This window comes from Eikenella corrodens, assembly GCF_900187105.1.
GTDB classification, from domain to species: domain Bacteria; phylum Pseudomonadota; class Gammaproteobacteria; order Burkholderiales; family Neisseriaceae; genus Eikenella; species Eikenella corrodens.
Genome location: NZ_LT906482.1, coordinates 1455240 through 1480123 on the forward strand (window position 1 = coordinate 1455240; position 24884 = coordinate 1480123).

Consider the following 24884-nt stretch of genomic DNA (forward strand, 5'->3'; position numbering starts at 1 on the left):
TACAATAGTACAGCAAGGCAGGCCAACGCTGTACCGGTTTTTGTGAATTCACTATATATTGCCAGCATCGGGCAGGGTGCTCAAATTTCAACCGCTTTCCGGCAAACACAGCGGCGGTGCTTTATGCGATAATCCGCCAGATTTATTCACACTTCAGAAACAGGGATTGATTATGGCAGAAGCAAAAAACAAGGCAGATAAAGCGTCTACTCCTGAAGACGATAAGAAAAAGGCTCTGGCCGCCGCGCTGGCGCAGATTGAAAAGAATTTCGGCAAAGGCGCCATCATGAAGATGGACGGCAGCCATCAGGACGAAAACTTGGAAGTGATTTCCACCGGCTCTTTGGGCGTGGATTTGGCGCTGGGCGTGGGCGGTTTGCCGCGAGGGCGCATTGTGGAAATCTTCGGCCCGGAATCTTCCGGCAAAACCACACTGTGCTTGGAAACCATCGCGCAGTGCCAGAAAAACGGCGGCGTGTGTGCCTTTATCGATGCGGAAAACGCGTTCGACCCGATTTACGCGCGCAAGCTGGGCGTGAAGGTGGAAGAGCTGATGGTGTCGCAGCCGGACACGGGCGAGCAGGCGCTGGAAATCTGCGATATGCTGGTGCGCTCCGGCGGTGTGGACATGGTGGTGATCGACTCCGTGGCCGCGCTGGTGCCGAAAGCAGAAATCGAAGGCGAAATGGGCGACAGCCACGTGGGCCTGCAAGCCCGCCTGATGAGCCAAGCCTTGCGCAAGCTCACCGGCCACATTAAGAAAACCAACACTTTGGTGGTGTTCATCAACCAAATCCGCATGAAGATCGGCGTGATGTTCGGCAGCCCGGAAACCACCACCGGCGGCAACGCGCTCAAGTTCTACGCTTCCGTGCGCCTCGATATCCGTAAAGGGACGCCGATTAAAAAAGGCGATGACATCCTGGGTAACGAAACCCGCGTGAAGGTGATTAAAAACAAAGTGGCGCCGCCATTCCGTCAAGCCGAGTTCGACATCCTCTACGGCGAAGGCGTAAGCCGCGAAGGCGAGCTGATCGACTGGGGCGACAAAGTCGGCATCATCAAAAAATCCGGCGCGTGGTATAGCTACAACGGCGATAAAATCGGCCAAGGCAAAGACAACGTGCGTGTGTGGCTGAAAGAAAATCCGGAAGTGGCCGCCGAAATTGAAGCGCAAATCCGCAAGGAAGTCGGCATCAATATTGAGATTACCGAAGGCCAACGCGACGACACCGACGGTGAACAGCCGGAAGAGTAGGCCGGCTGTAAAGGCTACCTGAAAACTTTGCGTCGCTCCGTTTTAGCTTTGCAGAAACTTCGCTTCGCTCCGTTTTCAGGTAGCCTTAATTTTTCAGGTAGCCCTAATCCCAACCGTTTTAAACCCACACCATGATCACCCTGCAACAATTCCGCGAACAAGCCGCCGCCGGCTACAACCATATTCCGCTGGTGCAAGAGCTGCTGGCCGATTTGGATACCCCGCTTTCTATCTACCTTAAGCTCGCCAACCGCCCCTTCAGCTACCTGCTCGAATCCGTGGTGGGCGGCGAACGTTTCGGCCGCTATTCCTTTATCGGCCTGCCGAGCCGCACCTATTTGAAAGCCAGCGGCCGGCGGGTGGAGGTGTACCACAAAGGCCAAATCGTCGAGCAATACGAAGGCAATCCGCTGCCTTTCATCGAGCAGTTCCACTCCCGTTATAAAGTGCCCGAAATCCCCGGCCTGCCGCGCTTCATCGGCGGTTTGGTGGGCTATTTCGGCTATGAAACCATCTACCATTTCGAGCAGCTTGCCCACCGCCTGAAACAGCCTGCGAAAGCCGACCCAATCGGCACGCCCGATATTTTGCTCATGCTTTCTGAAGAGCTAGCCGTGGTGGACAACCTCAGCGGCAAAATCCACCTCATCGTGTATGCCGACCCGGCCGCCGACGAAGCAGGCTACCTGAAAGCCCGCGAGCGGCTCGAAGCCTTGCGCGAACAGCTGCGCCAAAGCGTTGCCCTGCCGCTCTCGCTCGGCAGCGCACAAACCACACCGCAGCACGAAACCGGCGAAGCGCGCTATAAAGAATACGTGCGCCGCATCCGCCAATATATTTTAGACGGCGACTGTATGCAGGTGGTGCCCAGCCAGCGCATGAGCCTGCCCTTTGCCGACAAGCCGCTCAGCCTCTACCGCGCCCTGCGCACGCTCAATCCTTCGCCCTATCTGTTTTACTACGATTTCGGCGATTTCCACATCGTCGGCTCTTCGCCCGAAATCCTCGTGCGGCGCGAGCGTAACCAAATCACCGTGCGCCCCATCGCCGGCACCCGCCTGCGCGGCAAAACGCCGGAAGAAGATGTCGCTCAAGCCGAGAGCCTGCTGGCCGATGCCAAAGAAATCGCCGAACACGTTATGCTCATCGACTTGGGCCGTAACGACGTGGGTCGAATCAGCCAAACCGGCAGCGTGAAGGTAACCGATAAAATGGTGATTGAACGCTATTCGCATGTGATGCACATCGTGTCCAATGTGGAAGGCGAGCTCAAACCCGGCATCGGTAATATGGACATCCTCGCCGCCACCTTCCCCGCCGGCACACTCTCCGGCGCACCCAAAGTGCGCGCGCTGGAAATCATTGAAGAGCTTGAGCCGGCCAAACGCTGCATCTACGGCGGCGCGGTGGGCAACTGGAGTTTCAACAACGACATGGACTTGGCCATCGCCATCCGTACCGCGGTGATTAAAAACGGCACGCTCTACGTGCAAAGCGGCGGAGGCATTGTGGCCGACTCCGATGAAGAAGCCGAATGGCAGGAAACCCAAAACAAAGCCCGCGCCGTATTGCGCGCTGCCGAGATGGTGCAGCAAGGGCTGGATGGGTAAGCCAGGAAAGGCTACCTGAAAAAGAATAGGGCTACTTGAAAACGGAACGAAGCGAAATTTTCAGGTAGCCTTTTATCAGCCAATGGAACAGCCCAAACAAAAAACCTTCGTTTTGCAACGAAGGTTTTCAATTTGGCGGAAGCGGTGAGATTCGAACTCACGGTGGGTCTAACCCCACGACGGTTTTCAAGACCGCTGCATTAAACCACTCTGCCACGCTTCCGGTTCAAGAGCGCGAACTATACAGGATTTTTGTGGATTTTACCAGCATTATTTTTGGCAGCAGAAGAGCCTCTGATAGAAAACAGGCTGCAACGGAGTGCAGCCTGTGAGCCTATTCTTGGTGGGTCTGGCTGGTCTCGAACCAGCGACCAAAGGATTATGAGTCCTCTGCTCTAACCCCTGAGCTACAGACCCGGCTAGAAAGGGCGGCATTGTACCGACAAGCCGCCGGCCTAGCAAGGATTACTGTTTGTTTTCCTCGCTATCTAGGAAGCTGCGTAAGCGGTCGCTGCGGGTGGGGTGGCGCAGTTTGCGCAGGGCTTTGGCTTCGATTTGGCGGATACGCTCGCGGGTTACGTCGAACTGTTTGCCCACTTCTTCCAGCGTATGGTCGGTGTTCATATCGATGCCGAAACGCATGCGCAAAACTTTGGCTTCACGCGGGGTGAGGCTTTCCAAAACGTCTTTGGTGGCTTCGCGCAGGCTGGAATACATGGCAGCATCGGCCGGAGCGATGTTGTTTACGTCTTCGATGAAGTCGCCCAAGTGGCTGTCATCATCGTCGCCGATGGGGGTTTCCATGGAAATCGGCTCTTTGGCAATCTTCATGATTTTGCGGATTTTATCTTCCGGCATTTCCATCAATTCGGCCAGTTTGGCGGCATCCGGGTCTTCGCCAGTTTCCTGTAGATACTGGCGTGAGATGCGGTTCATTTTGTTGATGGTTTCAATCATGTGCACTGGGATGCGGATGGTGCGTGCCTGGTCGGCAATCGAACGGGTGATGGCTTGGCGTATCCACCAGGTGGCGTAGGTGGAGAATTTGTAGCCGCGCCGATATTCGAATTTATCCACCGCTTTCATCAGGCCGATATTGCCTTCCTGAATCAAATCGAGGAATTGCAGGCCGCGGTTGGTGTATTTTTTGGCGATGGAAATCACCAGGCGCAAGTTGGCCTGAATCATTTCTCGCTTGGCGGCGGCGGTTTCTTTTTCGTTCGCCACCATGTTTTTGCTGATTTCTTTCAGCTCGGCAATGGAAATCTGCGCGTGCTGCTCTTGTTCGATAAGGATATTCTGCTTTTCGATAATGGCATATTGGAAGCGGCTCAGGGCTTCGCTCCACACGCGGTTTTTACCGATTTCAGCCTCCACCCAGTTTAAATCGGTGATATTGGGCAGGAAGTTGTTGATGAAGTAGTCCCGATCCATGTGCACACGGTTGAGGCAGATGTCGCGGATTTCGCGCTCCAGGCGGCGGATACTGTCTACGCGGGTGCGCAGATTGTTGCTCAAGGTTTCAATCTGGCGGGTGGTAAAGCGCACGTTGAGCAGCTGGTCGGCGATGTAGTTGCGCAGGTTCAGGTAGGTTTTGTGCTGGCTGTGGTGTTTTTGCAGCGCGGCAACCATTTTCTTATAGGTGGCTTGGATGTCTTCGAAGTGGGCCAGCACTTTTTGCTTGAGTTCTTCGAGGTTGGCAGCAGAGATGGCGCCGGCATCCTCTTCGTCGGCGTCTTCTTCGTCGGCATCTTCGTCTTCGCTTTCCTCTAAATCAGCCTCTGGAGCGGATTCTTCGGCTTTGTCCACGCCAATGCCCAATTCGTCGAGCAGCTCTTCGTGCGGGTCGATGATGTCTTCCACCACTTCGTCCACGCGGATTTCGTCGTTGCGCACCTTTTCAATCAGTTCGAGGATTTCGGCAACCGATCCGGGGCAGGCGGAGATGGCCTGAATCATGTTGCGCAGGGCGGTTTCGATTTTTTTGGCGATAACGATTTCGTCTTCGCGCGTGAGCAAATCCACCTGCCCCATTTCGCGCATATACATGCGCACCGGATCGGTGGTGCGGCCGAATTCGGAGTCGGCGCTGGAGAGGGCGGCTTCGGCTTCGGCAACGGCGTCGTCGTCGGTCATATTGGCCGTATTGTCGGCCATCAGCAGGGTTTCACTGTCGGGTGTTTCTTCGGTTACCTGAATGCCCAGGCCGGAAATCATATTGACGATATTGTCGATCTGCTCGGCATCCGACATATCGTCGGGCAGGGCATCGTTGATTTCGGCGTAGGTAATGTAGCCTCGTTCTTTACCTTGCAGAATCAGCTGTCTGAGCCGTGCCCTTTGCTCCTCCGGGGTGAGCGGGCGGTTGCTTTCGTCTTGTTCTTCGGTGGCGGGGTTGTTCTGTTCGGACATGTTTCTCTCGTTGTTCACAGGTCGGTCGGTGTAATCGGCATTGCCCTAGGTGGTGCCGTTGCCGTTGGCGGGAGGACGCCTTAAAAGCTCCAGCAGCAGTTTGGTTTCGTCATCGCTCAAGCCGTGTTCGATGCGTTTGCGTTTCAACGCTTCAACTTGCTGGGTTTTCAAGGCGTTCATCAATTTTTGCATACCCGATTGGAAATTCAGTGCGTCGGATTCGCCATCCCCCTCAAAGTGGGCGCTGTCCGTGCCGGACTGCATGATGCGGCTGATATTGCCGTAATAGGGGGTGTTGCGCATGGCTTCCATCAATCCGGCGCTGGATAGCGGCGAACGGCTGCGGCGCACATGAGCGGCCATGACGCTCAGGCAGACAAGGTCGGCATCCAGTTCCAGATGGTCGGGCAGGTCGATATATGTAGCCCATTGCGGATTTATCAATAGGCGGCGGATTTGTTGTTGCGCCAAGCTCAGCATTTGCGGCTGGCGGAAGGTTTGGCGCGGCAGGGTGTAGCGTTGCTGGGCAACGTGGCGCTTGGGGACTTCCTGCCCCATCAGGTGCGCCAGGTTGGCCGGGTCGATGCCCACTAAGTTGCTCAGTTCCTGCTTGAGCAGGAAGGCGAGGGCGGGGGCGGTAATCTGGGTGAGCAGCGGGGTGGCGGTTTTCACCAATTCGGCCTTGCCTTCTTGGCTGCGTAAATCAAGCTTGGCGGTGAGCGCGTCCCAAAAATAGGCGGAAAGCGGCTTGCTTTGGTGCAGTAGCATATCCTCAAAACGTTCGCGGCCGTGCTCGCGCACATAGCTGTCTGGGTCGTGGCCTTCGGGCAGGAAGAGAAAATGCAGCGACTTGCCGTCTTTCAGCTGGGGCAGGGCGTTTTCCAATGCACGCCAGGCGGCTTTGCGGCCGGCTGCGTCGCCGTCGAAGCAGAAATAGATGCTGTCGGTTTGGCGCATCAGGATTTTAACGTGCTCGGCGGTGGTGGAGGTGCCCAGTGCGGCCACGCAGTAGCCGATGCCGAACTGCGCCAGCGCAACTACGTCCATATAGCCTTCCACCACCAGGATGCGGCCGGCTTCTTTCACGGCGGCACGGGCTTCGTAGAGGCCGTAGAGGTTTTTGCCTTTATCGAACAGCGGGGTGTCGGGCGAATTGAGGTATTTGGGTTTGGAATCGTCCAACACGCGGCCGCCGAAGCCGATAACCTGCCCGCTGCTGTTGCGGATGGGGAACATGATGCGGTGGCGGAAGCGGTCGTAGTGGCTGCCGTCTTTTTCAATCACCATGCCGCTGTTGACCAGCGCTTCGGAAGGGTAGGGGGCGAAACTTTGCGCCAGCGGCCGCCAGCTGTCGGGCGCATAGCCCAGGCCGTAGTGGGCGGCAACTTCATCGGAGAGGCCGCGTTTTTTCAGGTAGCCTTTTGCCGTTTCGTTGGCGGCCAGCTCGCGGGTGTAGAAAGCGGCGGCTTGGGCGGTGGTTTCTTCCAAGGTTTGCTGGCGCTGTTTGCGGCGCGCGCGCGCTTCGGGGCTTTCCTGCCGGCCTTTTTGCTGCGGCACCACCATGCCGGCGCGGTCGGCCAGATACTGCACGGCTTCGGTGAAGCCAAGCCCTTGGTATTCCATGACGAAACCGATGGCCGTGCCGTGTGCGCCGCAGCCGAAGCAGTGATAGAACTGTTTGCTCGGGCTGACGGAGAACGACGGGGTTTTTTCTTTGTGGAACGGGCAGCAGGCCATGTAGTTGGCGCCGCCTTTCTTCAGCGGCACGCTCTCGTCGATGATGTCGACAATATCAGTTTTGGCCAGCAGCTCGTCGATGAATTCGCTGGGAATCATGCTTCGGCGCTTGGTTTGGGAAACGGATTGAGGCTACCTGAAAATCACGGCGGGGATTTTCAGGTAGCCTTTTTCAGGTAGTCTTTGTCGGGTGGGGTTATTTGGCAGGCGGAACGTAGCCTTGCACCATGTCGGCTTCGCCGTCGCCGAAGAAGTAGTTTTCCATCTGCTGCGACAGATACTGGCGGGCGCGCGGGTCGGCCAGGCTGAGGCGGTTTTCGTTGATGAGCATGGTTTGGTGGCGCGTCCAGGCATCCCATGCTTCCTGTGATACGTTTTCAAAAATGCGCTTGCCCAAATCGTTGGGCAGGGGCGGGAATTTGAGGCCGGGCGCTTCTTTGCCCAGCTTGATGCAATTTACCATACGGGTCATGTGCTTTCCTTTTCGGGTGGCGTGAGTGGGGGTTTAACGGTTGTTTAAGCCCAATACGTCTTGCATATCGTATAGGCCGGTGCGTTGCTGTTGCAGCCACACGGCAGCACGTACGGCGCCGGCGGCGAAGGTCATGCGGCTGGAGGCTTTGTGGGTGATTTCCACGCGCTCGCCTTCGCCGGCAAACAGGGCGGTGTGTTCGCCCACGATATCGCCGCCGCGCACGGTGGCAAAGCCGATGGTTTGCGGGCTGCGCGCGCCGGTGTGTCCTTCGCGGCCATACACGGCGCAGTCGGCCAGGTTGCGGCCGAGGGCGTGGGCAATCACTTCGCCCATGCGCAGCGCAGTGCCGCTGGGGGCGTCCACTTTGTGACGGTGGTGCGCTTCGATGATTTCGATGTCGTAGCCTTCATTCAGCACGCGGGTTACGGTGTCGAGGATGTGGAAGGTGAGGTTTACACCGATGCTGAAGTTGGCGGCAAACACGATGCCGGTGCGTTCGGCAGCAGCAGCGATGGCGGCTTTGCCCGCTTCATCGAAACCGGTGGTGCCGATAACCATTTTGATGCCGCGTTCGGCGCAGCGGGGCAAAAGGCTACCTGAAACATTGGGGCGAGTGAAATCGATGAGCACGTCGCAGTTGGCGAGCACGGCATCGATGTCGCTGCTGATGGCTACGCCGGTTTTCAAGCCGGAAGCATGGCCGGCATCCAAGCCCAAGGCTTCGGAGCCTGCGTGTTCCAGCGCGCCGGTAAGCACGGTGTGCGGATTGGCGGCTACGGCTTCAACCAGCACTTTGCCCATGCGGCCGTTCACGCCGGCCAGGGCAACTTTAATGGTGGCAGACATGATATTCCTCAAGCGGGATTATTGTGCGGCTTGGCCGGCAGGCGCAGCTTGCTGCTGTTGTTGCTTGCGCAATTCGTCCAACACATCGCCTTCGGCTTTAACCAGGGAGTCGTTCGCATCGAAATACAGGGTGAGGTTTTTGCGTTCGCGAACTTTGCCGCCGCGGCTCACTTCAAAAACGTAGTCCCAGCGGTTGCCGTGCAGCGGATCGCGCAGCAGCGGCGTGCCCAGAATGTGCTGCACCTGCTCCTTGCTCAAGCCTTGGTGCAGCGAGGCTACGGCCTGCAAGTCGAGTTCGTTGCCTTGCACGATAGTAAGCTTGTAGGAGGGGAAGCGGGCGAGGCGTTCGGTGCTGCACGCGGCCAAACCGATGCAGGCGGCCAAGGTCAAATAAACGGATTTATTCACAAACATGCCTTTCAAGATAAATCGCGCACCGCCCCGGCTGAGTAATTTAAAGGTGGGCAAGTGCCTTAAAAATGCGTATTATAACGGTTGCTGACAAATTTGAGCGACAGAACATCATACATCATGGAAAACAATATTGCACAACTCAAAGGCAGCGGCCTGAAAGTAACCGGCCCGCGCCTGAAGATTTTGGATTTGTTTGAAACCCACGCCGAAGAGCATCTGAGCGCGGAAGACGTGTACCGCATCCTCTTGGAAGAAGGCATTGAAATCGGCGTGGCCACCATTTACCGCGTTCTAACCCAGTTCGAACAGGCCGATATTTTGTTGCGCCACCATTTCGAGAGCGGTAAGGCGGTGTACGAGCTGAACAAGGGCGACCACCACGACCACATCGTGTGCGTGAAATGCGGCAAAGTGACCGAGTTTCACAACCCCACCATCGAAAGCCTGCAAGGCAAAATCGCCGAAGAAAACGGCTACCGCATTGTGGATCACGCGCTGTATCTGTATGGCGTGTGCGGTGATTGTCAGCAGAAACACCATTTATAAGCAGGCAGCATTTTCAGGTAGCCTCACGGCTCCGAAAGGTGGCCTTTATGGCTCAAAATATTCCTTTGCTGCCGGAAGGCTGTTTGCAGTTCCCCGACCCGCATCAGGCCATTGCCGAATACGACGGCTTGGTGGTAGTGAGCCGGGATTTGACCGCGCAGCGACTTTTGGCAGCCTATCAACAGGGCATCTTCCCGTGGTTTGAGGAAGATGGCCTGTTTTTTTGGTTTGCCACCGCCCCACGCACGGTGCTGCAGCCCCAGCGGCTGCACATCGGCCGCTCGCTGGCCAAGACCATGCGCAATCGGCATTACGCGGTAACGGTCAACCAAAACTTCCCCGCCGTGATTTCCGCCTGCGCTGCCACGCCCAGGCCGCATCAGGGCGGCAGCTGGATCGCACCGGCTTTTCAGGTAGCCTACAACGAGCTGCACCGCATCGGCCATGCGCATTCGTTTGAATGCTGGTATCCCGATGAAAACGATCATCTGCTTTTGGCCGGCGGGCTTTATGGTGTGCAGATTGGTCGAGTGTTTTTCGGCGAATCGATGTTTGCCTGGCAGAACGATGCCTCGAAAATCGCCTTTGCCCACGCCGTACCGTTTTTGCAGCGCTGCGGCATCGCCTTGATCGACTGCCAGCAAGACACGCCGCATCTGGCGCGTTTTGGTTCGGAGCTGATGACGTTTGACGATTTTCAGGCTGAATTAAACCGGCTGACCGCGCAAACACTTGCCGAGCCCATCGGCCAGCGCCTGCTCCAACAGCAAGGCGCATGGTTCGGCAAGGAGGGGTGAACACTGAAATCTGTTCGCAAGACGCGCGTTACATGGCACAATATCGGCTGTTTTAGATTACAGGCTACCTGAAAGTTTCAGGTAGCCTCCCGCTTACTCTATGGCGGATAAACCTGCTTTCATGCCGGGCTGTCATGCCGTAGTAAAAATATAGTGGATTAAATTTAAATCAGGACAAGGCGGCGAGCCGCAGATAGTACAAATAGTACGGTAAGGCGAGCCAACGCTGTACTGGTTTAAATTTAATTCACTATAAAATGAATCCACCGTATCACCCCTCACCCACAAGGAGAAACCATGTCTCTACAAAACATCATCGAAACCGCGTTTGAACAGCGCGCCGAAATTACCCCGCACAGCGTTTCCGCCGAAGTGAAGGAAGCCGTGCTCGATACGCTTTATCAGCTTGATTCCGGCAGCCTGCGCGTGGCCGAGCGGCAGGGCGTGGGGCAGTGGAAAGTGAACGAGTGGGCGAAAAAAGCTGTGTTGCTTTCCTTCCGCATTGCCGATAACGAAGTGTCCAGCGACGGCGTGAGCAAATATTTCGACAAAGTGCCCACCAAGTTCGCCGATTGGATTCCGCAGCAGTTTCAGGTAGCCGGTTTCCGCGCCGTGCCCGGCGCCGTGGCGCGCCGCGGCAGCTTCATCGGCAAAAACGTGGTGCTGATGCCCTCTTATGTGAATATCGGCGCCTATGTGGACGAAGGCACGATGGTGGACACTTGGGCCACCGTGGGCTCTTGTGCGCAAATCGGCAAAAACGTACACCTGAGCGGCGGCGTAGGCATCGGCGGCGTGCTCGAGCCGTTGCAGGCTGCGCCCACCATTATTGAAGACAACTGCTTCATCGGCGCGCGTTCCGAAATCGTGGAAGGTGTGATTGTGGAAGAAGGCAGCGTGATTTCCATGGGCGTGTATATCGGCCAATCCACCAAAATTTACGACCGCGAAACCGGCGAAATCCACTACGGCCGCGTGCCCGCCGGCTCGGTGGTGGTATCGGGCAGCCTGCCCGCCAAAGACGGCACGCACAGCCTCTACTGCGCCGTGATCGTGAAGAAAGTGGACGCGCAAACCCGCGCCAAAACCAGCGTAAACGAACTGCTGCGCGGCGTGTAGCTTGCCGGATTTTCAGGTAGCCTGTTTGCAAGAAGGCTACCTGAAAGTTATTTAACTTAGGAGAAAACCATGCGAGCCCTTCTTCTTGTCGATATCCAAAACGACTTCATGCCAAGCGGCCGCCTGCCTGTGGCCGAAGGCGATGCCATTATCGAGCCGGTAAACCGGATTATCGGCGGCTATCCGCTGGTGGTGGCCTCTCAAGACTGGCATCCCGCCGGACACGAGAGCTTCGCCTCCGCCCATGCCGGTAAAAAGCCGTTCGACGTCATCAATCTGCACGGTTTGGAGCAAGTGCTGTGGCCGGACCACTGTATTGCCGGCAGCAGCGGCGCGGCGTTTCATCCCGAGCTCGACACCACGCCCATCGCCGCCGTGTTTCGCAAGGGCATGGACAAGCACACCGACAGCTACAGCGCGTTTTACGACAACGGCCGCCGTCGCAGCACCCAGCTTGCCGCCTATTTGCGCGCCCACGGCATAACCGATATTGATGTGGCGGGGCTGGCTGCCGATTTCTGCGTGTATTTCAGCATTGCTGACGCGCTCGCCGAAGGCTTCCGCGTGCGCCTGCTCGAGCACGCCACCCGTGCTATCGATGCTGCAGGCTTCGCCGCCAAAAAAGCCGAACTGCTGGCACATCCGAATTTTTCGCTGGCCGATTAGTTTTGGTGCGCGTTTTTCAGGTAGCCTCTGCGTTATCAAAGGCTACCTGAAAAATTTTAGCTAGCGCCGTATCTGACAGCCGCCCGCGCTTTCAGGTAAAATCCGCCCGACCATCATTATTTTCAGGTAGCCCAAACCATGCTCAATAAAGACCAATTCGCCGACAACCACTTCATCCGCACCATCATCGAAGAAGACCTCAAAAGCGGCAAACACGGCGCCATCCAAACCCGTTTCCCGCCCGAACCCAACGGCTACCTGCACATCGGCCACGCCAAATCCATCTGCCTGAATTTCGGTTTGGCCTATATTTACGACGGCTTGTGCAACCTGCGTTTCGACGATACCAACCCCGAAAAAGAAAACGACGAATACGTCAACGCCATCAAAGAAGATGTCGAGTGGCTCGGTTTTCATTGGGCGGGCGAACCGCGTTTCGCTTCCAATTATTTCGACCAGCTTTATGACTACGCCGTCGGCCTGATCAAAGACGGCAAAGCCTATGTGGATGATTTAACGCCGGAACAAATGCGCGAATACCGCGGCACGCTGACCGAAGCGGGTAAAAACAGTCCTTACCGCGACCGTAGCGTCGAAGAAAACCTCGACCTGTTCACACGCATGAAAAACGGCGAGTTTCCCGACGGCAGCAAAACCCTGCGCCTGAAAATCGACATGGCATCAGGCAACATCAATATGCGCGACCCCGTCATCTACCGCATCCGCCGCGCCCATCACCACAACACCGGCGACAAATGGTGCATCTACCCGATGTACGACTACACGCATTGCATTTCCGATGCCATCGAAGGCATCACGCATTCCTTGTGTACGCTCGAATTTGAAGACCACCGCCCGCTCTACGACTGGGTGTTGGACAACATCCCCGCGCCACACCCCACCCGCCCGCGCCAATACGAGTTTTCCCGTTTGGAGCTGTTGTATTCCATCACCTCTAAACGCAAGCTGAACCAATTGGTTGCCGACGGCCACGTTGCCGGCTGGGACGATCCGCGTATGCCCACCATTTCCGGTATGCGCCGCCGCGGCTATACGCCCGAAGGACTGCGCCTGTTTGCCAAACGCGCCGGTATTTCCAAATCTGAAAACATTGTGGACATGAGCGTGTTGGAAGGCGCAATTCGGGAAGAGCTGGAAAACTCCGCCCCGCGCATGATGGCCGTGCTGAATCCGCTCAAGGTAACGCTTACCAACTACGATGCAGCCCAAGCCGAAAGCCGCACCGCGCCGTATCACCCGAACCGCGAAGACATGGGCAGCCGCGAACTGCCGATTTCGTCCACGCTCTATATCGAAGCCGACGATTTCAGCGAAACCCCGCCCAAAGGCTGGAAACGCCTCACGCCCGGCGGCGAAGTGCGCCTGCGCCACAGCTATGTGATGAAGTGCGACGAAGTGGTGAAAGACGCCAGCGGCAACATCGTCGAACTCAAATGTAGCCTGGATTACGACACCTTGGGCAAAAATCCCGAAGGCCGCAAAGTGAAAGGCGTTATCCACTGGCTCTCCGCCGAACACGCCGTGCCCGCCACCGTGCGCCTGTACGACCGCCTGTTTACCGTGGAGCGCCCAGATGCCGTGCGCGGCGAGGACGGCGCATACCTGCCGTTTACCGATTTCCTTAATCCCGAATCGGCTAAAGAAATCACCGCCTACGTTGAAGCCGCCGCCAACGATTTGTCTGCGGAGAGCCGCTGGCAGTTCGAACGGCTGGGCTATTTCGTTACCGACCGCAAAGACCACGCGAAAGGCAAACCCGTGTTTAACAAGACAGTAGGTTTGCGCGACACTTGGCAGGCGAAAGCACAATAAGCCCTGTGCCGGATGCAAAGGCTACCTGAAAAACGGTTAGATTGGTTTTAGCTTCGCAGAAACTCTGCTTCAGCTGCGCCGAAACGTCGTTTTCAGGTAGCCTGTTTTCATGCCGGACAGTATCTATACTTGACTAAATCACTTGGGTATTGGAAAATCCGCATCCCCCTGATGCAACAAGACCATAGCCCTATGCGATTAACCACCAAAGGTCGTTTTGCCGTAACCGCCATGCTTGATTTGGCGCTGTATGGGCGTGAAAACCCCGTCAGCCTCAACGCCATCAGCGGTCGGCAGAATATTTCCCTATCCTACCTCGAGCAGCTTTTCGGCAAACTGCGCCGTGCCGGGCTGGTAGAAAGCGTGCGCGGGCCCGGCGGCGGCTATTTGCTTAGCCGCCAGCCTGGCAGCATCAATATTGCCGAAATTATCTATGCCGCCGAAGACAAGCTGGATGCCACCCGCTGCGGTGGCCAAACCAACTGCCATAAAGGCGCGCCCTGCCTCACGCATGATTTGTGGGAAAGCCTCAACCAAACCATCCAAGGCTACCTGAACAGCGTTTCCCTGCAAGACGTGCTTAATAAAAGGGATGGTCACCACCACCATCATGATACCCCCATCAGCCTTACCCATATCCGCTATAGCTAAGGCGCATTTTTCTTGCTGCGGTGCTGGCTTGCCGCTTTGAAAATGTGTTTAGGCTATGAATTAATTACACAACCACATACCGAACAGAGAAAATCATGACCAAACAAACCCCCATCTACCTCGACTACGCCGCCACCACCCCCGTTGACCAACGCGTGGCCGAAAAAATGATTCCCTACTTAATCGAAACCTTCGGCAACCCCGCCTCCAACAGCCACGCATTCGGCTGGACGGCGGAAGAAGCCGTCGAAAAAGCCCGCGCCGACATCGCCGCCCTGATTAACGCCGATCCCAAAGAAATCGTCTTCACCAGCGGCGCGACCGAGTCCGACAACCTCGCCATCAAAGGCGCGGCGCACTTCTACCAATCCAAAGGCAAACACCTCATCACCGTCAAAACCGAACACAAAGCCGTGCTCGACACCATGCGTGAACTCGAACGCCAAGGTTTCGAAGTCACCTACCTCGGCGTACAAGAAAACGGCCTGATTGATTTAGAAGAACTCAAAGCCGCCATCCGACCTGACACCATCCTGATTTCCGTGATGTGGGTGAACAACGAAATCGGTGTGGTGCAAGACATTCCCGCCATCGGTGAAATCTGCCGCGAACGCAAAATCATTTTCCACGTTGATGGTGCCCAAGCCTGCGGCAAAGTGCCTGTTGATGTCGAAGCCGCCAAAATCGACCTGCTCTCCATGTCCGGCCACAAAGTGTACGGCCCCAAAGGCATCGGCGCACTGTACGTCCGCCGCAAACCCCGCGTCCGCCTCGAAGCCCAAATGCACGGTGGCGGCCACGAACGCGGCTTCCGCAGCGGCACCCTGCCGACCCACCAAATCGTCGGCATGGGCGAAGCCTTCCGCATCGCCAAAGAAGAACTCGAGCAAGATATGGCACACTACCGCAAACTGCGCGACATCTTCCTCAAAGGCATCGAAGGCATCGAAGAAGTCTATATCAACGGCGACCTCGAGCACCGCGCCCCGAACAACCTGAACGTCAGCTTCAACTTCGTCGAAGGCGAAAGCCTGATTATGGCGGTGAAAGAACTTGCCGTATCCAGCGGCTCTGCCTGTACCTCCGCTTCACTCGAACCCAGCTACGTCCTGCGCGCGCTCGGCCGCAACGACGAACTGGCACACTCATCCCTGCGCATCACCTTCGGCCGCATGACCACCGAAGAAGAAGTGCAGTTTGCCGCAGAACTGATTAAATCCAAAATCGGTAAACTGCGCGAGCTTTCTCCGCTGTGGGAAATGTTTAAGGAAGGGATTGATTTGAGTACGGTAGAGTGGGCGGAACATTAAGGTCTGAGGCTACCTGAAAACATCGTTCCGATTGAAATCAAAACGTTTTACATATCTACTGATTAAAATGAATAAAACAAACCTTATCGTTCTATTTGCGGCACTCACTCTTTCCGCTTGCGCCCTGTTGCCGAGCAAGCCGCTGTCGCCCGAAGAGGCACAGGCAAAGAGGGAGGAGGAGTACCGAAGGGACTATACTGAAGTTGCCACTCATACCGTCACCTTAAAAGGTCAAGAAATCAAGGTAATCGACAGGCTGTACCATCCTCGTGATCCTAGAGATAGTAGCTTTGGATATGGTTCGACTAGCGAACCCAAATTGGTGGTTATCCAAAGGTCGGATACTGTCGGCGCAACCGCTTTGACAACACTCACTGCGATCGCACGAACCTTTGTCGGCGGTTCGACAAGAGGCTTTTCTAAACATGATTTGCGCGGCAGCGTGGCAGAACCGGAGTTTCCTAATCCAGCTTTCAGCTATCTATCCCCAAAAATTCGTACATGGCTCGCCGAGATGCCTGTTCAGGAAGAGGTGCATACACATAATAATATTTATGTTCAGCCCGGCCGTTTTTATTTGGTGTATGAAAAGCTAAGTGGTGGTGGTAACTATTTGCTGCATAATGAAATATATTTAATTATGTCTTCTGGCATTTGGGGTGGGTCAATACAACCTAGATTCTCTTGCACCAAAGAAACTGGCGGCCATTCTTTGGAAGATTGGCGGAAAGATGATGATGCTTTGGTTCGTCAAACTGCCGAACAGCAATTTGATGAATGTTTAGAACAGTTTAAAGCTAATCAGGAACAAGTTATTAAAAGTATCACACGTTCTAAACCACAGACAGAAGCAAATAATGAATCAACCAACAATGAGGATACTACCAATGAACGGCCAAGAGCTCGATCTCGACGATCTCGATAACTTGCTTGAAGACTTCGATGGCATCACCGTAGAAGGCGGTACCGACCCCGAAAACAACGATGACGGCTGTGAAGGCGGTGCGTGCAAAATTTAGCCGACCCGTTTACGCTTCGCAGAAACTCCGTTTTCAGGTAGCCTCAACCCCATCACAAACCATCATAAATTTTAATTAAGGAAACACATCATGGCATACAGCGATAAAGTTATTGATCACTACGAAAATCCCCGCAACGTCGGCACGCTTGATAAAGACGACAGCAATGTCGGCACTGGCATGGTGGGCGCGCCCGCCTGTGGCGACGTAATGCGCCTGCAAATCAAAGTGAACGATGAAGGCATCATCGAAGATGCCAAATTCAAAACCTACGGCTGCGGCTCCGCCATTGCCTCGTCCAGCCTGATTACCGAATGGGTGAAAGGCAAAAGCCTAGACGATGCGCTGGCGATTAAAAACAGCGAAATTGCCGAAGAATTGGAACTGCCGCCCGTGAAAATCCACTGCTCGATTTTGGCGGAAGACGCGGTGAAAGCCGCCGTGGCGGACTACAAAAAGAAAAAAGGCGCGTAACATGGCCGGCGGCTGGGCGCCCGACGGCGCGGAACAAGCGCAAATCGATGCCAATTTGGACGACGCGCTCGCCGCCGCCCGGCAAAACCTGCCCTCCGGCGAAAGCGCCCGCGAATGCGCCGAATGCGGCGAACCGATTCCCGAAGCCCGCCGCCGCGCCCTGCCCGGCGTGCAGTTGTGCATCGCCTGCCAAGAAGAGGCCGACAAACAACAGCAATTCCGATCCGCCTACAACCGGCGCGGCAGCAAGGACAGCCAGCTGAAATAGGCTACCTGAAACCGATGGTTTCAGCGCAACCGAATTTCCCGGCAACGCGCCTGCGCCGGAAATACCGTGTATGACCGCTTCGCCGCCTGACGGTTTCCAGGTAGCCTGCCCTAAAGAACCTGCCGACACCAATACCGAACAAACCCATGTTTAGTCAAGAAGAAACCCAATCCCTGCTTGCCGAAAAAGGCATCGGCAAGACCGTGCTGCAACGCTTGCAGCAAATGGGCTTGGACGACGTGGCCAAGCTCGCCGCTGCCGACGTGGACGATATGCTGCAACAGGGCGCGGCGCTCACCGGCAGCACCTGCTGGAAAAACAGCCCGCAGGCCAAAGCTTCCGTAGCTACTGCCATTGCTTGGGCGGTAAACCGGCAAAAGGCTACCTGAAACCCTGATACTGTTTTTCAGGTAGCCTCTTCAAGAACCGAAAACAAAGGACACCCCATGATTACACTCACCCCCAACGCTGCCGATCATATCCGCAGCTTCCTCACCAAGCGCGGCAAAGGCGAAGGTATCCGCATCGGCGTGAAAACCAGCGGCTGCTCCGGCATGGCCTACACGCTGGAATTTGCCGACGAAATCCTGCCTGATGATTTGGTATTTGAAGGGCATGGCGTGAAAGTATTGGTTGATCCGAAAAGTCATGTGTATCTCGACGGCACCGAACTGGACTTCACCAAAGAAGGCTTGCAGGAAGGCTTTAAGTTCGCCAACCCGAACGTGAAAAACGAATGCGGCTGCGGCGAAAGCTTTAATGTTTGAGCCCTTGGATTAGCGCATCAGAAGGCTACCTGAAACCCCGATTGTGGTTCTCAGGTAGCCTTATCGGCTACAATGCGGCCGTTTCTTTGATTGGGATTGATGATGGCAACCCGTTCCAAATCCTCCAAAAGTTGGCTGAACGAGCACGTGAACGACCCCTATGTGCATCAGGCGCAAAAAGACGGCTACCGTGCCCGGGCGGCATACAAATTGCTGGAAATCAACGAAAAAGACAAGTTGATTAAAAACGGCACGGTGCTGGCTGATTTGGGCAGCGCGCCGGGCAGTTGGTCGCAGGTGGCGGTTAAGCTGGCGGGGGCGCAGGGCAGGGTGTTTGCCTTGGATATTTTGCCGATGGAGCCGATTGCGGGTGTATCGTTTATCCAAGGCGATTTCCGCGAAAACGAGGTGCTGGAGGAGTTGGAAAACCTGCTCGAAGGCCGCGCGCTAGACCTTGTAATTTGTGATATTGCACCCAATATGTCAGGCAATGCGGTAACCGATCAGGCGCGCAGCTATGTTTTGTGTGAACTGGCGCTGGATTTTGCCGCCGAGCATCTGAAAACCGGCGGCAATATGCTGGTGAAAGTGTTTCAGGGCGCGGGTTTTCAGGAGTATATGCAGGCTATGCGCGGGGTGTTTGCCCAAGTGCAGGTGCGCAAGCCTAAGGCCTCGCGCAGCCGTTCCAGCGAGGTATATCTGCTGGGCAGGAATAAGCGGTAATCAGCAAGGTGCTGGTTATCATCTGTTTTTTATTTGTGGCATTTTATTATAGTTAGGAGCTTGTTACCGTGCGTAACACCATGAGGACGATTTTGGTTTGGCTGTTTCTGGCCGGGGTGCTGCTTGCCTCGGCCCAAACGTTGCTGGGCAAGAGGGAAGACAAACAGCTGATCAACTATTCGCAGTTTATCCAGCAGGTAAACAAAGGCGAAGTGACCAAGGTGGATATTGAAGGCACGCTGCTGAGCGGTTATGTGATTAAAGGCGAGCGCACCGACAAATCCAAGTTCTATACCAATGCGCCGATGGACGACAAACTCCTGACGATGCTGCAGGACAAGAACGTTGATTTCCGATATGTTCCCGAAGAAAAGCCCGGCCAGTGGAGCAGTATTTTCTTCACCAGCCTCTTGCCGGTGCTGCTGCTGATTGGCGCTTGGTTTTACTTTTTGCGTATGCAAAACGGCGGCGGGGGCAAAGGCGGGGCGTTTTCTTTCGGCAAAAGCCGTGCCCGGCTGCTGGATAAAGATGCCAACCGCGTAACCTTTGCCGATGTGGCCGGTTGCGACGAGGCGAAAGAAGAGGTGCAGGAAATCGTGGATTACCTCCAAGCGCCGAACCGCTATCAGAGTTTGGGTGGCCGTGTGCCGCGCGGGATTTTGCTGGCCGGCAGCCCGGGTACGGGCAAAACCTTGCTGGCCAAGGCGATTGCCGGCGAAGCGGGCGTGCCGTTTTTCAGCATCTCCGGCTCGGACTTTGTAGAAATGTTCGTGGGCGTGGGTGCTTCCCGTGTGCGCGATATGTTTGAGCAGGCTAAGAAAAATGCGCCCTGCATCATCTTTATCGACGAAATCGATGCCGTGGGCCGCCAGCGCGGTGCCGGTTTGGGCGGCGGCAACGATGAACGCGAACAAACTTTGAACCAGCTGCTGGTGGAGATGGATGGGTTTGAAAGCAATCAAACAGTGATCGTGATTGCTGCCACCAACCGCCCAGACGTGCTCGACCCGGCCTTGCAGCGCCCCGGCCGTTTCGACCGCCAAGTGGTGGTGCCGCTGCCCGATATCCGCGGCCGCGAGCAGATTTTGAAAGTGCACGCCAAGCGAGTGCCGCTGGATGCTTCAGTAGATTTGGTATCGCTGGCGCGCGGCACACCCGGTTTTTCCGGCGCGGATTTGGCCAACTTGGTGAATGAGGCTGCACTGTTTGCCGGTCGTCGCAATAAAATCAAAGTTGATCAGAGCGACTTTGAAGATGCTAAAGATAAAATCTATATGGGCCCCGAGCGGCGCAGCATGGTGATGCACGAAGACGAAAAACGTGCCACCGCTTATCACGAAGCCGGTCATGCCATCGTGGCCGAGAGCCTGCCGTTTACCGATCCGGTGCATAAAGTAACCATCATGCCGCGTGGCCGTGCGCTGGGCTTGACCTGGCAGCTGCCGGAGCGCGACCGTATTTCGATGTATAAAGATCAAATGCTCAGCCAGCTGGCCATCCTGTTTGGTGGACGCATTGCCGAAGATATTTTTGTCGGCCGCATTTCCACCGGCGCGTCCAACGATTTCGAGCGTGCCACGCAGATAGCGCGCGAGATGGTAACGCGCTATGGTATGAGCGAAAAAATGGGTGTGATGGTGTATGCCGAAAACGAAGGCGAAGTGTTCCTTGGCCGCAGCATTACCCGCTCGCAGCATATTTCCGAGAAAACCCAGCAGGATGTGGATGCCGAAATCCGTCGCATTTTGGATGAACAATATGCGGTGGCCTACAAAATTTTGGATGAAAACCGCGATAAGATGGAAACCATGTGCAAAGCCTTGATGGAATGGGAAACCATCGATCGCGATCAAGTACTGGAGATCATGGAAGGCAAGCAGCCCAGCCCGCCGAAAGACTACAGCCACAATGTGCGTGGCGAAAATGGTGCTGATGCGGGCAATACTGAGGCAACGGATGCTGGCGAAACCGATCGGCCTGTTGGCGAACCTGTTCCTGCTTTGGCAGATGAAGCAGCCGAACAAGATCAAATTGCCACTCCGTTGAACACGCAGACTGCAGAGGAAGCGGAGCAGCAAGAGGCGGCTGCTGACAAACAGCCTTGAAATTACGGTGTATATTTCCCCACCCACACGTCCGATGAAAGGAAAAGCAATGAGCCAAAACGAAAACCTCCAACCTGAAACTGCCGAAAACACTGCACCGCAGGTGCAGGACGATATCGAGCTGAAGGTGCTCAACAATGCCGATAACAACAACGGCGAAACCACCGAAAGCGGCTGCTGCGGCGTTTGTGGCGGCTAAGTTTGATTGGTTCTTTCAATAAAGGCTACCTGAAAGCGTAAGCTTCAACGCAGTTAAAACGAGCTCGCGAGTTTCTGCGAAGCTAGACTTTCAGGTAGCCTTTTGCTTGTACTGTCACAGTATAGCGATAAAGCTTTCTGTAAAGAGTGAGCGATGCAAACCAAAGAGGTATGCAGAAGCCGCTTTGAATACCAGAAAGGCTACCTGAAAGTAGGCTTTGCGCATGTCTGCGAAGCCGATTTTCAGGTAGCCTTTTAATTTTATTGTCGAATAGTATTCAGCCTTTACCCTTGCCGCCTGGCGGCCATGCGTTTGCCGATGATGCGTAGTTCGGCTTCGGGAATTTTTTGGTCGCCTAGGTCGAACAGCTGCTCTTCGCGCGGAATGTGGAAGTCGTAGCCGGCAGTGAAGCGGGAGATGAGCTCGAGATTAAGCGGTGTGCCGTCGGCGAGGGAGGCCAGGTGTTGGTTGAGTAAATCCCAGCTGCTGTGCAGGGATTGGTGTTCGCTTTCCAACTCTTGGATCAGCGCCTTGGCTTCGGGGGCGTATTGCAGCAGCAGGGGAAAGAAATCTTCTTCTTCGTCTTGGTGGTGTAGTGGGGCGGCTACGTTGAAATAGTGACGGATTTGGGTAACGGCTTGCTCAGCTACGGTGTTGTAGCCGTGCTGTTGCAGATAGTCGGGCAGGGCGTGCAGCTGGCTGCAGAAGCGTTTTACTTTGCCATGGCAGGCGCGCAACATGGCGGTGGGTTGCTCGAAGGTAACGGAGCGGGTGTTGAATAAGTCCATGATGTGTATTTGTTGAGGTTACCTGAAAAGCAAAATGCTGCCGTAATGCGGCAGCAGTGTCAATGTGCGTAGGGTTAGGTGGGTGGCGACGACAACGCGGCTATTGCAGGTTGTTTTTGCCGACAGCTGCCTGATGGTTTTCGCTGTGGTTGCCTAGGTAGGAAACGGCCAAGTCGGCGCAACATCCGCAGCAGGTGGCCACGCCCAAGGCGTTTTGCAGGTCGGTAAGGCTGGTGGCTCCGGCGGCAACCGTTTCTTTGATTTGGCGGTCGGAAATGGCATTACAAACGCAAACAAACATGGGTGTGCCCCCTTGAAAATAGTTGTTCTATTGATAATCAGTATTATTGTTGTATGGTAATGGAAACCAATTAGCCTGGCAATAGGTTTTTTATTTAATAAAAGAGAAGGTTGGGCAATTATGTTGCAATAGTGGTTTCAGGTAGCCTGATGGTGGTGCATTGGTTTGCACGGCCGGGCTTGGCCCATAAGTTTCGCTGCCTACTGGCGCTTTATAGTAAAATGCGGCCACTTTTTTTATCTGTTGGGTAATGATGAATATGAAAGAAGTTTCGTGGTTCCGGCTGTGGCCGTATGCTTTGCTGGCTGCTTTGGTAGTGGTGTTGGATCAGTGGAGCAAGCTGTGGGTGTTGGATCATATTGTGTATAACTGGCGCGAACCAGTGATCGAGGGTTTTTTCGATTTGACGCATGTGTACAACCCGGGTGCGGCGTTTAGTTTCTTGGCCGGTGCTTCTGGCTGGCAGAAATACCTGTTTGCCGGCTTGGCGGCGGTGGTGACGCTGTATTTGGCATTGGGCATCCGTTCGGGGAAGTTTGGCCGCTTGGGCGATGTGGCGGCAGCGATGATTATCGGTGGTGCCATCGGTAATGTTATCGATCGCATCAACTACGGCCATGTAATCGATTTCTTGTTGTTTTATTGGAATAATCACTACTATCCGGCGTTTAATGTGGCCGACAGTTTTATCTGCGTTGGCGCAGCATTGTTCGTAATTGACGGTTTCCGTCAGGGCAAGCGTAATCAGGCTACCTGAAAGTGTCAGCTTCAGTGATAGCTAGACCAACCACACTCAGAGGAAAAAACATGGCGAAAACCATTATGCTGGCCAATCCGCGCGGCTTTTGCGCGGGGGTGGACCGTGCCATCAATATTGTGGAACGGGCATTGGAGCTGTTTGGCGCGCCGATTTATGTGCGGCACGAAGTGGTGCACAATAAATTCGTGGTGGACAATTTGCGCGCCAAAGGAGCTGTTTTTATCGAAGAATTGGCAGATGTGCCGCCCGGCGCCACGCTGATTTATTCGGCGCACGGCGTATCCAAGGCGGTGCAGGAGGAAGCGGCGGAGCGCGGTTTTCGCGTGTTTGATGCCACTTGCCCGCTGGTTACCAAGGTGCACCGCGAAGTGGCGCGTTTGGATGAGCACGGCTACCAAATCATCATGATCGGCCATGCCGGTCACCCGGAAGTGGAGGGTACTATGGGGCAGCTGCCGCCAGGCAGCATGCTGTTGGTGGAAACAGTGGCGGATGTGGCTGATTTGGAAGTACGCAATCCAGATAAGTTGGCGCACGTGAGCCAAACCACGCTGTCGATTGATGAAACCAAAGGAATCATCGATGCGCTGCGGGCGCGTTTCCCCAATATCCGCAGCCCGCACAAGGAAGATATTTGCTATGCCACCACCAACCGCCAAGAGGCGGTGAAGCAGCTGGCGGCAGCCAGTGATGTGGTGGTGGTGGTGGGCTCGCCCAATTCTTCTAATAGCAACCGTTTGCGCGAAGTGGCCGCACAACATGGCGTGGATGCTTATATGGTGGACAATGCAGGCTACCTGAAAAAGGAATGGTTTGCCGGCAAAGAACGAGTAGGGATTACGGCCGGAGCCTCCGCGCCGGAGGTGCTGGTGCAAGAGGTGGTGGACACCGTGCACGGCTGGGGCTTCGAGACGGTGCGGGAAGGAGAGGGGGAAGAGGAGAGTATTGTGTTTGTGCTGCCCAAAGAGCTGCGTGAGTGAAGTTGGGCAGATTTGAAGCAACTGATATGCAAAAGGCTACCTGAAAATGTTTCAGGTAGCCTTTTGCTTGGTATGGAGAAGGGTAGTGGATTCGATTTAAACCAGTGTGGTGTTTGCTGCATGCCGCATGCTTTTTTCGGCTCGTTGCTTGGTTCTGATTTAAGTTTAATCTACTAAGCTTTAGCCATACAAAGCATGTAGGAAAAAAGCAGGCTACCTGAAAAATCAAGCAGCCTAAAAGAACAGCTAGAGAGTAACTTTTACTGGGCGCAGATGCTTTCGATAGCCTGTGGGATATCACCGGCACAAGCCCAAATCAGCTGGCCTTGCGATTGCATCGGCAGCAGCAGAACCGCACGCTCGGCAGTGCTGCCGGCCGGAATAGCGGTAATCGCTCCTTGGCTGAGGGTAATGCTCTGCCAGAATTCCTTCTGGCTGGCGGGCACGTCGATTGCTTCGTTGATTTCATTCAGGCGAGTGCCTTTGGCCAAGCGGGTTTCCACCCATACCTTCGCCATGTTCAGTGCCTCAACGGCTTTCGGATCGGTGATGGTGGGGGCGGCGGGAGCCTGTTGGGCGGCCGCACCACTACCACCCATGTTGCCTTCATCAGCCGGTTCGGCCAAGCCGACCATGGCTTTGGCTTGCTCGATGATTTCCGGGTTCATATAGGCATAAACACCACCGCCCACCAGAATCAGAGCCAGCAGCAGGCCGATTGCGCGCGATGCGCCGCCGCCGCTACTGCCGCTGCGTTTGCTGCGGGATTCGTTGTTACGGGATAATTTTCTCACTGCTGTAGCCATTGTATTTAGTGTCCTAATAA

General features: G+C 55.2%; 28 protein-coding genes and 2 tRNA genes. 20 read left to right on the forward strand and 10 right to left on the reverse strand.

Annotated elements, in window-relative coordinates; genetic code table 11:
- Nucleotides 1-172: 172 nt before the first annotated feature.
- Both recA and trpE read left to right on the forward strand, forming a co-directional pair.
- Complete coding sequence (gene recA, locus CKV94_RS07330; protein WP_003824171.1) at nt 173-1258, forward strand: recombinase RecA; 1086 nt, start codon at nt 173-175, stop codon at nt 1256-1258.
- Between the two features lie 131 nt (nt 1259-1389).
- Nucleotides 1390-2868: an anthranilate synthase component I gene (trpE, locus tag CKV94_RS07335; RefSeq protein ID WP_003824172.1), complete on the forward strand. Its 1479-nt coding sequence runs from the start codon at nt 1390-1392 to the stop codon at nt 2866-2868.
- Nucleotides 2869-3001: 133 nt separating this feature from the next.
- Here trpE and CKV94_RS07340 read toward each other — a convergent pair.
- From CKV94_RS07340 to CKV94_RS07370, 7 genes are all read right to left on the reverse strand, one after another.
- A tRNA-Ser gene (locus CKV94_RS07340) sits at nt 3002-3091 on the reverse strand.
- A 118-nt stretch (nt 3092-3209) separates the two neighbouring features.
- Nucleotides 3210-3285: transfer RNA gene (locus CKV94_RS07345), tRNA-Ile, on the reverse strand.
- A gap of 48 nt (nt 3286-3333) precedes the next feature.
- Nucleotides 3334-5280 (reverse strand): RNA polymerase sigma factor RpoD, encoded by a 1947-nt coding sequence (rpoD, locus tag CKV94_RS07350; RefSeq protein ID WP_003824173.1) that lies wholly within the window; start codon nt 5278-5280, stop codon nt 3334-3336.
- Between the two features lie 45 nt (nt 5281-5325).
- Nucleotides 5326-7116 carry a DNA primase gene (dnaG, locus tag CKV94_RS07355; protein WP_003824174.1) on the reverse strand — a complete coding sequence of 597 codons (1791 nt, stop codon included), beginning with the start codon at nt 7114-7116 and terminating at the stop codon, nt 5326-5328.
- A gap of 97 nt (nt 7117-7213) precedes the next feature.
- On the reverse strand, nt 7214-7489 hold the full coding sequence (locus tag CKV94_RS07360; RefSeq protein WP_003824175.1) for an oxidative damage protection protein: 276 nt from the start codon (nt 7487-7489) through the stop codon (nt 7214-7216).
- Nucleotides 7490-7522: 33 nt separating this feature from the next.
- Nucleotides 7523-8338: a 4-hydroxy-tetrahydrodipicolinate reductase gene (gene dapB, locus CKV94_RS07365; RefSeq protein ID WP_035580791.1), complete on the reverse strand. Its 816-nt coding sequence runs from the start codon at nt 8336-8338 to the stop codon at nt 7523-7525.
- Nucleotides 8339-8356: 18 nt separating this feature from the next.
- Complete coding sequence (locus tag CKV94_RS07370; protein ID WP_035581026.1) at nt 8357-8746, reverse strand: outer membrane protein assembly factor BamE; 390 nt, start codon at nt 8744-8746, stop codon at nt 8357-8359.
- A gap of 123 nt (nt 8747-8869) precedes the next feature.
- Here CKV94_RS07370 and fur point away from each other — a divergent pair, with 123 nt between their 5' ends.
- From fur to CKV94_RS11305, 16 genes are all read left to right on the forward strand, one after another.
- Nucleotides 8870-9298: a ferric iron uptake transcriptional regulator gene (gene fur / locus CKV94_RS07375; protein WP_003824181.1), complete on the forward strand. Its 429-nt coding sequence runs from the start codon at nt 8870-8872 to the stop codon at nt 9296-9298.
- Between the two features lie 47 nt (nt 9299-9345).
- The gene (gene aat / locus CKV94_RS07380) at nt 9346-10095 is read left to right on the forward strand and encodes a leucyl/phenylalanyl-tRNA--protein transferase (protein WP_003824182.1); all 750 of its coding nucleotides are present in this window, start codon (nt 9346-9348) and stop codon (nt 10093-10095) included.
- A 297-nt stretch (nt 10096-10392) separates the two neighbouring features.
- Nucleotides 10393-11214, forward strand: coding sequence for a 2,3,4,5-tetrahydropyridine-2,6-dicarboxylate N-succinyltransferase (gene dapD / locus CKV94_RS07385; protein ID WP_003824184.1), 822 nt, complete (start codon nt 10393-10395; stop codon nt 11212-11214).
- A gap of 69 nt (nt 11215-11283) precedes the next feature.
- Nucleotides 11284-11880 carry a bifunctional nicotinamidase/pyrazinamidase gene (gene pncA, locus CKV94_RS07390; protein ID WP_003824185.1) on the forward strand — a complete coding sequence of 199 codons (597 nt, stop codon included), beginning with the start codon at nt 11284-11286 and terminating at the stop codon, nt 11878-11880.
- Between the two features lie 138 nt (nt 11881-12018).
- Complete coding sequence (locus tag CKV94_RS07395; protein ID WP_003824187.1) at nt 12019-13713, forward strand: glutamine--tRNA ligase/YqeY domain fusion protein; 1695 nt, start codon at nt 12019-12021, stop codon at nt 13711-13713.
- A 192-nt stretch (nt 13714-13905) separates the two neighbouring features.
- A complete protein-coding gene (locus tag CKV94_RS07400) occupies nt 13906-14364 on the forward strand; it encodes a Fe-S cluster assembly transcription factor (protein WP_035581028.1) in 459 nt (152 codons plus the stop codon).
- Nucleotides 14365-14459: 95 nt separating this feature from the next.
- The gene (locus tag CKV94_RS07405; protein WP_003824189.1) at nt 14460-15674 is read left to right on the forward strand and encodes an IscS subfamily cysteine desulfurase; all 1215 of its coding nucleotides are present in this window, start codon (nt 14460-14462) and stop codon (nt 15672-15674) included.
- Nucleotides 15675-15705: 31 nt separating this feature from the next.
- A complete protein-coding gene (locus CKV94_RS07410) occupies nt 15706-16599 on the forward strand; it encodes a hypothetical protein (protein ID WP_003824190.1) in 894 nt (297 codons plus the stop codon).
- Nucleotides 16562-16693 carry a hypothetical protein gene (locus tag CKV94_RS11540; protein ID WP_003824192.1) on the forward strand — a complete coding sequence of 44 codons (132 nt, stop codon included), beginning with the start codon at nt 16562-16564 and terminating at the stop codon, nt 16691-16693. Before CKV94_RS07410 ends, CKV94_RS11540 begins: the two co-directional genes overlap by 38 nt.
- A gap of 90 nt (nt 16694-16783) precedes the next feature.
- Complete coding sequence (gene iscU, locus CKV94_RS07415) at nt 16784-17167, forward strand: Fe-S cluster assembly scaffold IscU (protein WP_003824193.1); 384 nt, start codon at nt 16784-16786, stop codon at nt 17165-17167.
- 1 nt (nt 17168) lies between these two features.
- Complete coding sequence (locus tag CKV94_RS07420) at nt 17169-17435, forward strand: DksA/TraR family C4-type zinc finger protein (protein ID WP_003824194.1); 267 nt, start codon at nt 17169-17171, stop codon at nt 17433-17435.
- A gap of 146 nt (nt 17436-17581) precedes the next feature.
- Nucleotides 17582-17824, forward strand: a complete 243-nt coding sequence (locus CKV94_RS07425) for a hypothetical protein (RefSeq protein ID WP_003824195.1) — start codon at nt 17582-17584, stop codon at nt 17822-17824.
- A gap of 57 nt (nt 17825-17881) precedes the next feature.
- Nucleotides 17882-18202 carry an iron-sulfur cluster assembly protein IscA gene (gene iscA / locus CKV94_RS07430; protein WP_003824196.1) on the forward strand — a complete coding sequence of 107 codons (321 nt, stop codon included), beginning with the start codon at nt 17882-17884 and terminating at the stop codon, nt 18200-18202.
- Between the two features lie 102 nt (nt 18203-18304).
- Entirely contained in the window at nt 18305-18925 is a 621-nt protein-coding gene (locus tag CKV94_RS07435) for an RlmE family RNA methyltransferase (RefSeq protein ID WP_035581032.1), read from the forward strand.
- A gap of 80 nt (nt 18926-19005) precedes the next feature.
- On the forward strand, nt 19006-21030 hold the full coding sequence (gene ftsH, locus CKV94_RS07440) for an ATP-dependent zinc metalloprotease FtsH (protein WP_003824198.1): 2025 nt from the start codon (nt 19006-19008) through the stop codon (nt 21028-21030).
- A 49-nt stretch (nt 21031-21079) separates the two neighbouring features.
- Nucleotides 21080-21229: a hypothetical protein gene (locus CKV94_RS11305; protein ID WP_167740503.1), complete on the forward strand. Its 150-nt coding sequence runs from the start codon at nt 21080-21082 to the stop codon at nt 21227-21229.
- A 284-nt stretch (nt 21230-21513) separates the two neighbouring features.
- Here the strand turns inward: CKV94_RS11305 and CKV94_RS07445 are convergent, their stop codons facing one another.
- Together CKV94_RS07445 and CKV94_RS07450 are read right to left on the reverse strand one after the other, a co-directional pair.
- Nucleotides 21514-22017, reverse strand: coding sequence for a hemerythrin domain-containing protein (locus CKV94_RS07445; protein WP_003824201.1), 504 nt, complete (start codon nt 22015-22017; stop codon nt 21514-21516).
- A 100-nt stretch (nt 22018-22117) separates the two neighbouring features.
- The gene (locus tag CKV94_RS07450; protein WP_003824202.1) at nt 22118-22318 is read right to left on the reverse strand and encodes a (2Fe-2S)-binding protein; all 201 of its coding nucleotides are present in this window, start codon (nt 22316-22318) and stop codon (nt 22118-22120) included.
- A 250-nt stretch (nt 22319-22568) separates the two neighbouring features.
- Here CKV94_RS07450 and lspA point away from each other — a divergent pair, with 250 nt between their 5' ends.
- Entirely contained in the window at nt 22569-23075 is a 507-nt protein-coding gene (gene lspA, locus CKV94_RS07455) for a signal peptidase II (RefSeq protein WP_003824204.1), read from the forward strand.
- A gap of 50 nt (nt 23076-23125) precedes the next feature.
- Nucleotides 23126-24058 (forward strand): 4-hydroxy-3-methylbut-2-enyl diphosphate reductase, encoded by a 933-nt coding sequence (ispH, locus tag CKV94_RS07460; protein WP_003824205.1) that lies wholly within the window; start codon nt 23126-23128, stop codon nt 24056-24058.
- A gap of 260 nt (nt 24059-24318) precedes the next feature.
- On the opposite strand, the gene CKV94_RS07465 is transcribed toward ispH, so the two are convergent.
- Entirely contained in the window at nt 24319-24852 is a 534-nt protein-coding gene (locus CKV94_RS07465; protein ID WP_155114517.1) for a hypothetical protein, read from the reverse strand.
- Nucleotides 24853-24884 lie beyond the last annotated feature (32 nt).

What these genes read in the sequence shown, in the direction of transcription:
- recA (WP_003824171.1), top strand. Translation starts at nt 173, where the DNA reads ATGGCAGAAGCAAAAAACAAGGCAGATAAAGCGTCTACTCCTGAAGAC.
- trpE (WP_003824172.1), top strand. Translation starts at nt 1,390, where the DNA reads ATGATCACCCTGCAACAATTCCGCGAACAAGCCGCCGCCGGCTACAAC.
- rpoD (WP_003824173.1), bottom strand. Translation starts at nt 5,280, where the DNA reads ATGTCCGAACAGAACAACCCCGCCACCGAAGAACAAGACGAAAGCAAC.
- dnaG (WP_003824174.1), bottom strand. Translation starts at nt 7,116, where the DNA reads ATGATTCCCAGCGAATTCATCGACGAGCTGCTGGCCAAAACTGATATT.
- CKV94_RS07360 (WP_003824175.1), bottom strand. Translation starts at nt 7,489, where the DNA reads ATGACCCGTATGGTAAATTGCATCAAGCTGGGCAAAGAAGCGCCCGGC.
- dapB (WP_035580791.1), bottom strand. Translation starts at nt 8,338, where the DNA reads ATGTCTGCCACCATTAAAGTTGCCCTGGCCGGCGTGAACGGCCGCATG.
- fur (WP_003824181.1), top strand. Translation starts at nt 8,870, where the DNA reads ATGGAAAACAATATTGCACAACTCAAAGGCAGCGGCCTGAAAGTAACC.
- aat (WP_003824182.1), top strand. Translation starts at nt 9,346, where the DNA reads ATGGCTCAAAATATTCCTTTGCTGCCGGAAGGCTGTTTGCAGTTCCCC.
- dapD (WP_003824184.1), top strand. Translation starts at nt 10,393, where the DNA reads ATGTCTCTACAAAACATCATCGAAACCGCGTTTGAACAGCGCGCCGAA.
- pncA (WP_003824185.1), top strand. Translation starts at nt 11,284, where the DNA reads ATGCGAGCCCTTCTTCTTGTCGATATCCAAAACGACTTCATGCCAAGC.
- CKV94_RS07395 (WP_003824187.1), top strand. Translation starts at nt 12,019, where the DNA reads ATGCTCAATAAAGACCAATTCGCCGACAACCACTTCATCCGCACCATC.
- CKV94_RS07400 (WP_035581028.1), top strand. Translation starts at nt 13,906, where the DNA reads ATGCGATTAACCACCAAAGGTCGTTTTGCCGTAACCGCCATGCTTGAT.
- CKV94_RS07405 (WP_003824189.1), top strand. Translation starts at nt 14,460, where the DNA reads ATGACCAAACAAACCCCCATCTACCTCGACTACGCCGCCACCACCCCC.
- CKV94_RS11540 (WP_003824192.1), top strand. Translation starts at nt 16,562, where the DNA reads ATGAACGGCCAAGAGCTCGATCTCGACGATCTCGATAACTTGCTTGAA.
- iscU (WP_003824193.1), top strand. Translation starts at nt 16,784, where the DNA reads ATGGCATACAGCGATAAAGTTATTGATCACTACGAAAATCCCCGCAAC.
- CKV94_RS07420 (WP_003824194.1), top strand. Translation starts at nt 17,169, where the DNA reads ATGGCCGGCGGCTGGGCGCCCGACGGCGCGGAACAAGCGCAAATCGAT.
- CKV94_RS07425 (WP_003824195.1), top strand. Translation starts at nt 17,582, where the DNA reads ATGTTTAGTCAAGAAGAAACCCAATCCCTGCTTGCCGAAAAAGGCATC.
- iscA (WP_003824196.1), top strand. Translation starts at nt 17,882, where the DNA reads ATGATTACACTCACCCCCAACGCTGCCGATCATATCCGCAGCTTCCTC.
- CKV94_RS07435 (WP_035581032.1), top strand. Translation starts at nt 18,305, where the DNA reads ATGGCAACCCGTTCCAAATCCTCCAAAAGTTGGCTGAACGAGCACGTG.
- ftsH (WP_003824198.1), top strand. Translation starts at nt 19,006, where the DNA reads ATGAGGACGATTTTGGTTTGGCTGTTTCTGGCCGGGGTGCTGCTTGCC.
- CKV94_RS11305 (WP_167740503.1), top strand. Translation starts at nt 21,080, where the DNA reads ATGAGCCAAAACGAAAACCTCCAACCTGAAACTGCCGAAAACACTGCA.
- CKV94_RS07445 (WP_003824201.1), bottom strand. Translation starts at nt 22,017, where the DNA reads ATGGACTTATTCAACACCCGCTCCGTTACCTTCGAGCAACCCACCGCC.
- CKV94_RS07450 (WP_003824202.1), bottom strand. Translation starts at nt 22,318, where the DNA reads ATGTTTGTTTGCGTTTGTAATGCCATTTCCGACCGCCAAATCAAAGAA.
- lspA (WP_003824204.1), top strand. Translation starts at nt 22,569, where the DNA reads ATGATGAATATGAAAGAAGTTTCGTGGTTCCGGCTGTGGCCGTATGCT.
- ispH (WP_003824205.1), top strand. Translation starts at nt 23,126, where the DNA reads ATGGCGAAAACCATTATGCTGGCCAATCCGCGCGGCTTTTGCGCGGGG.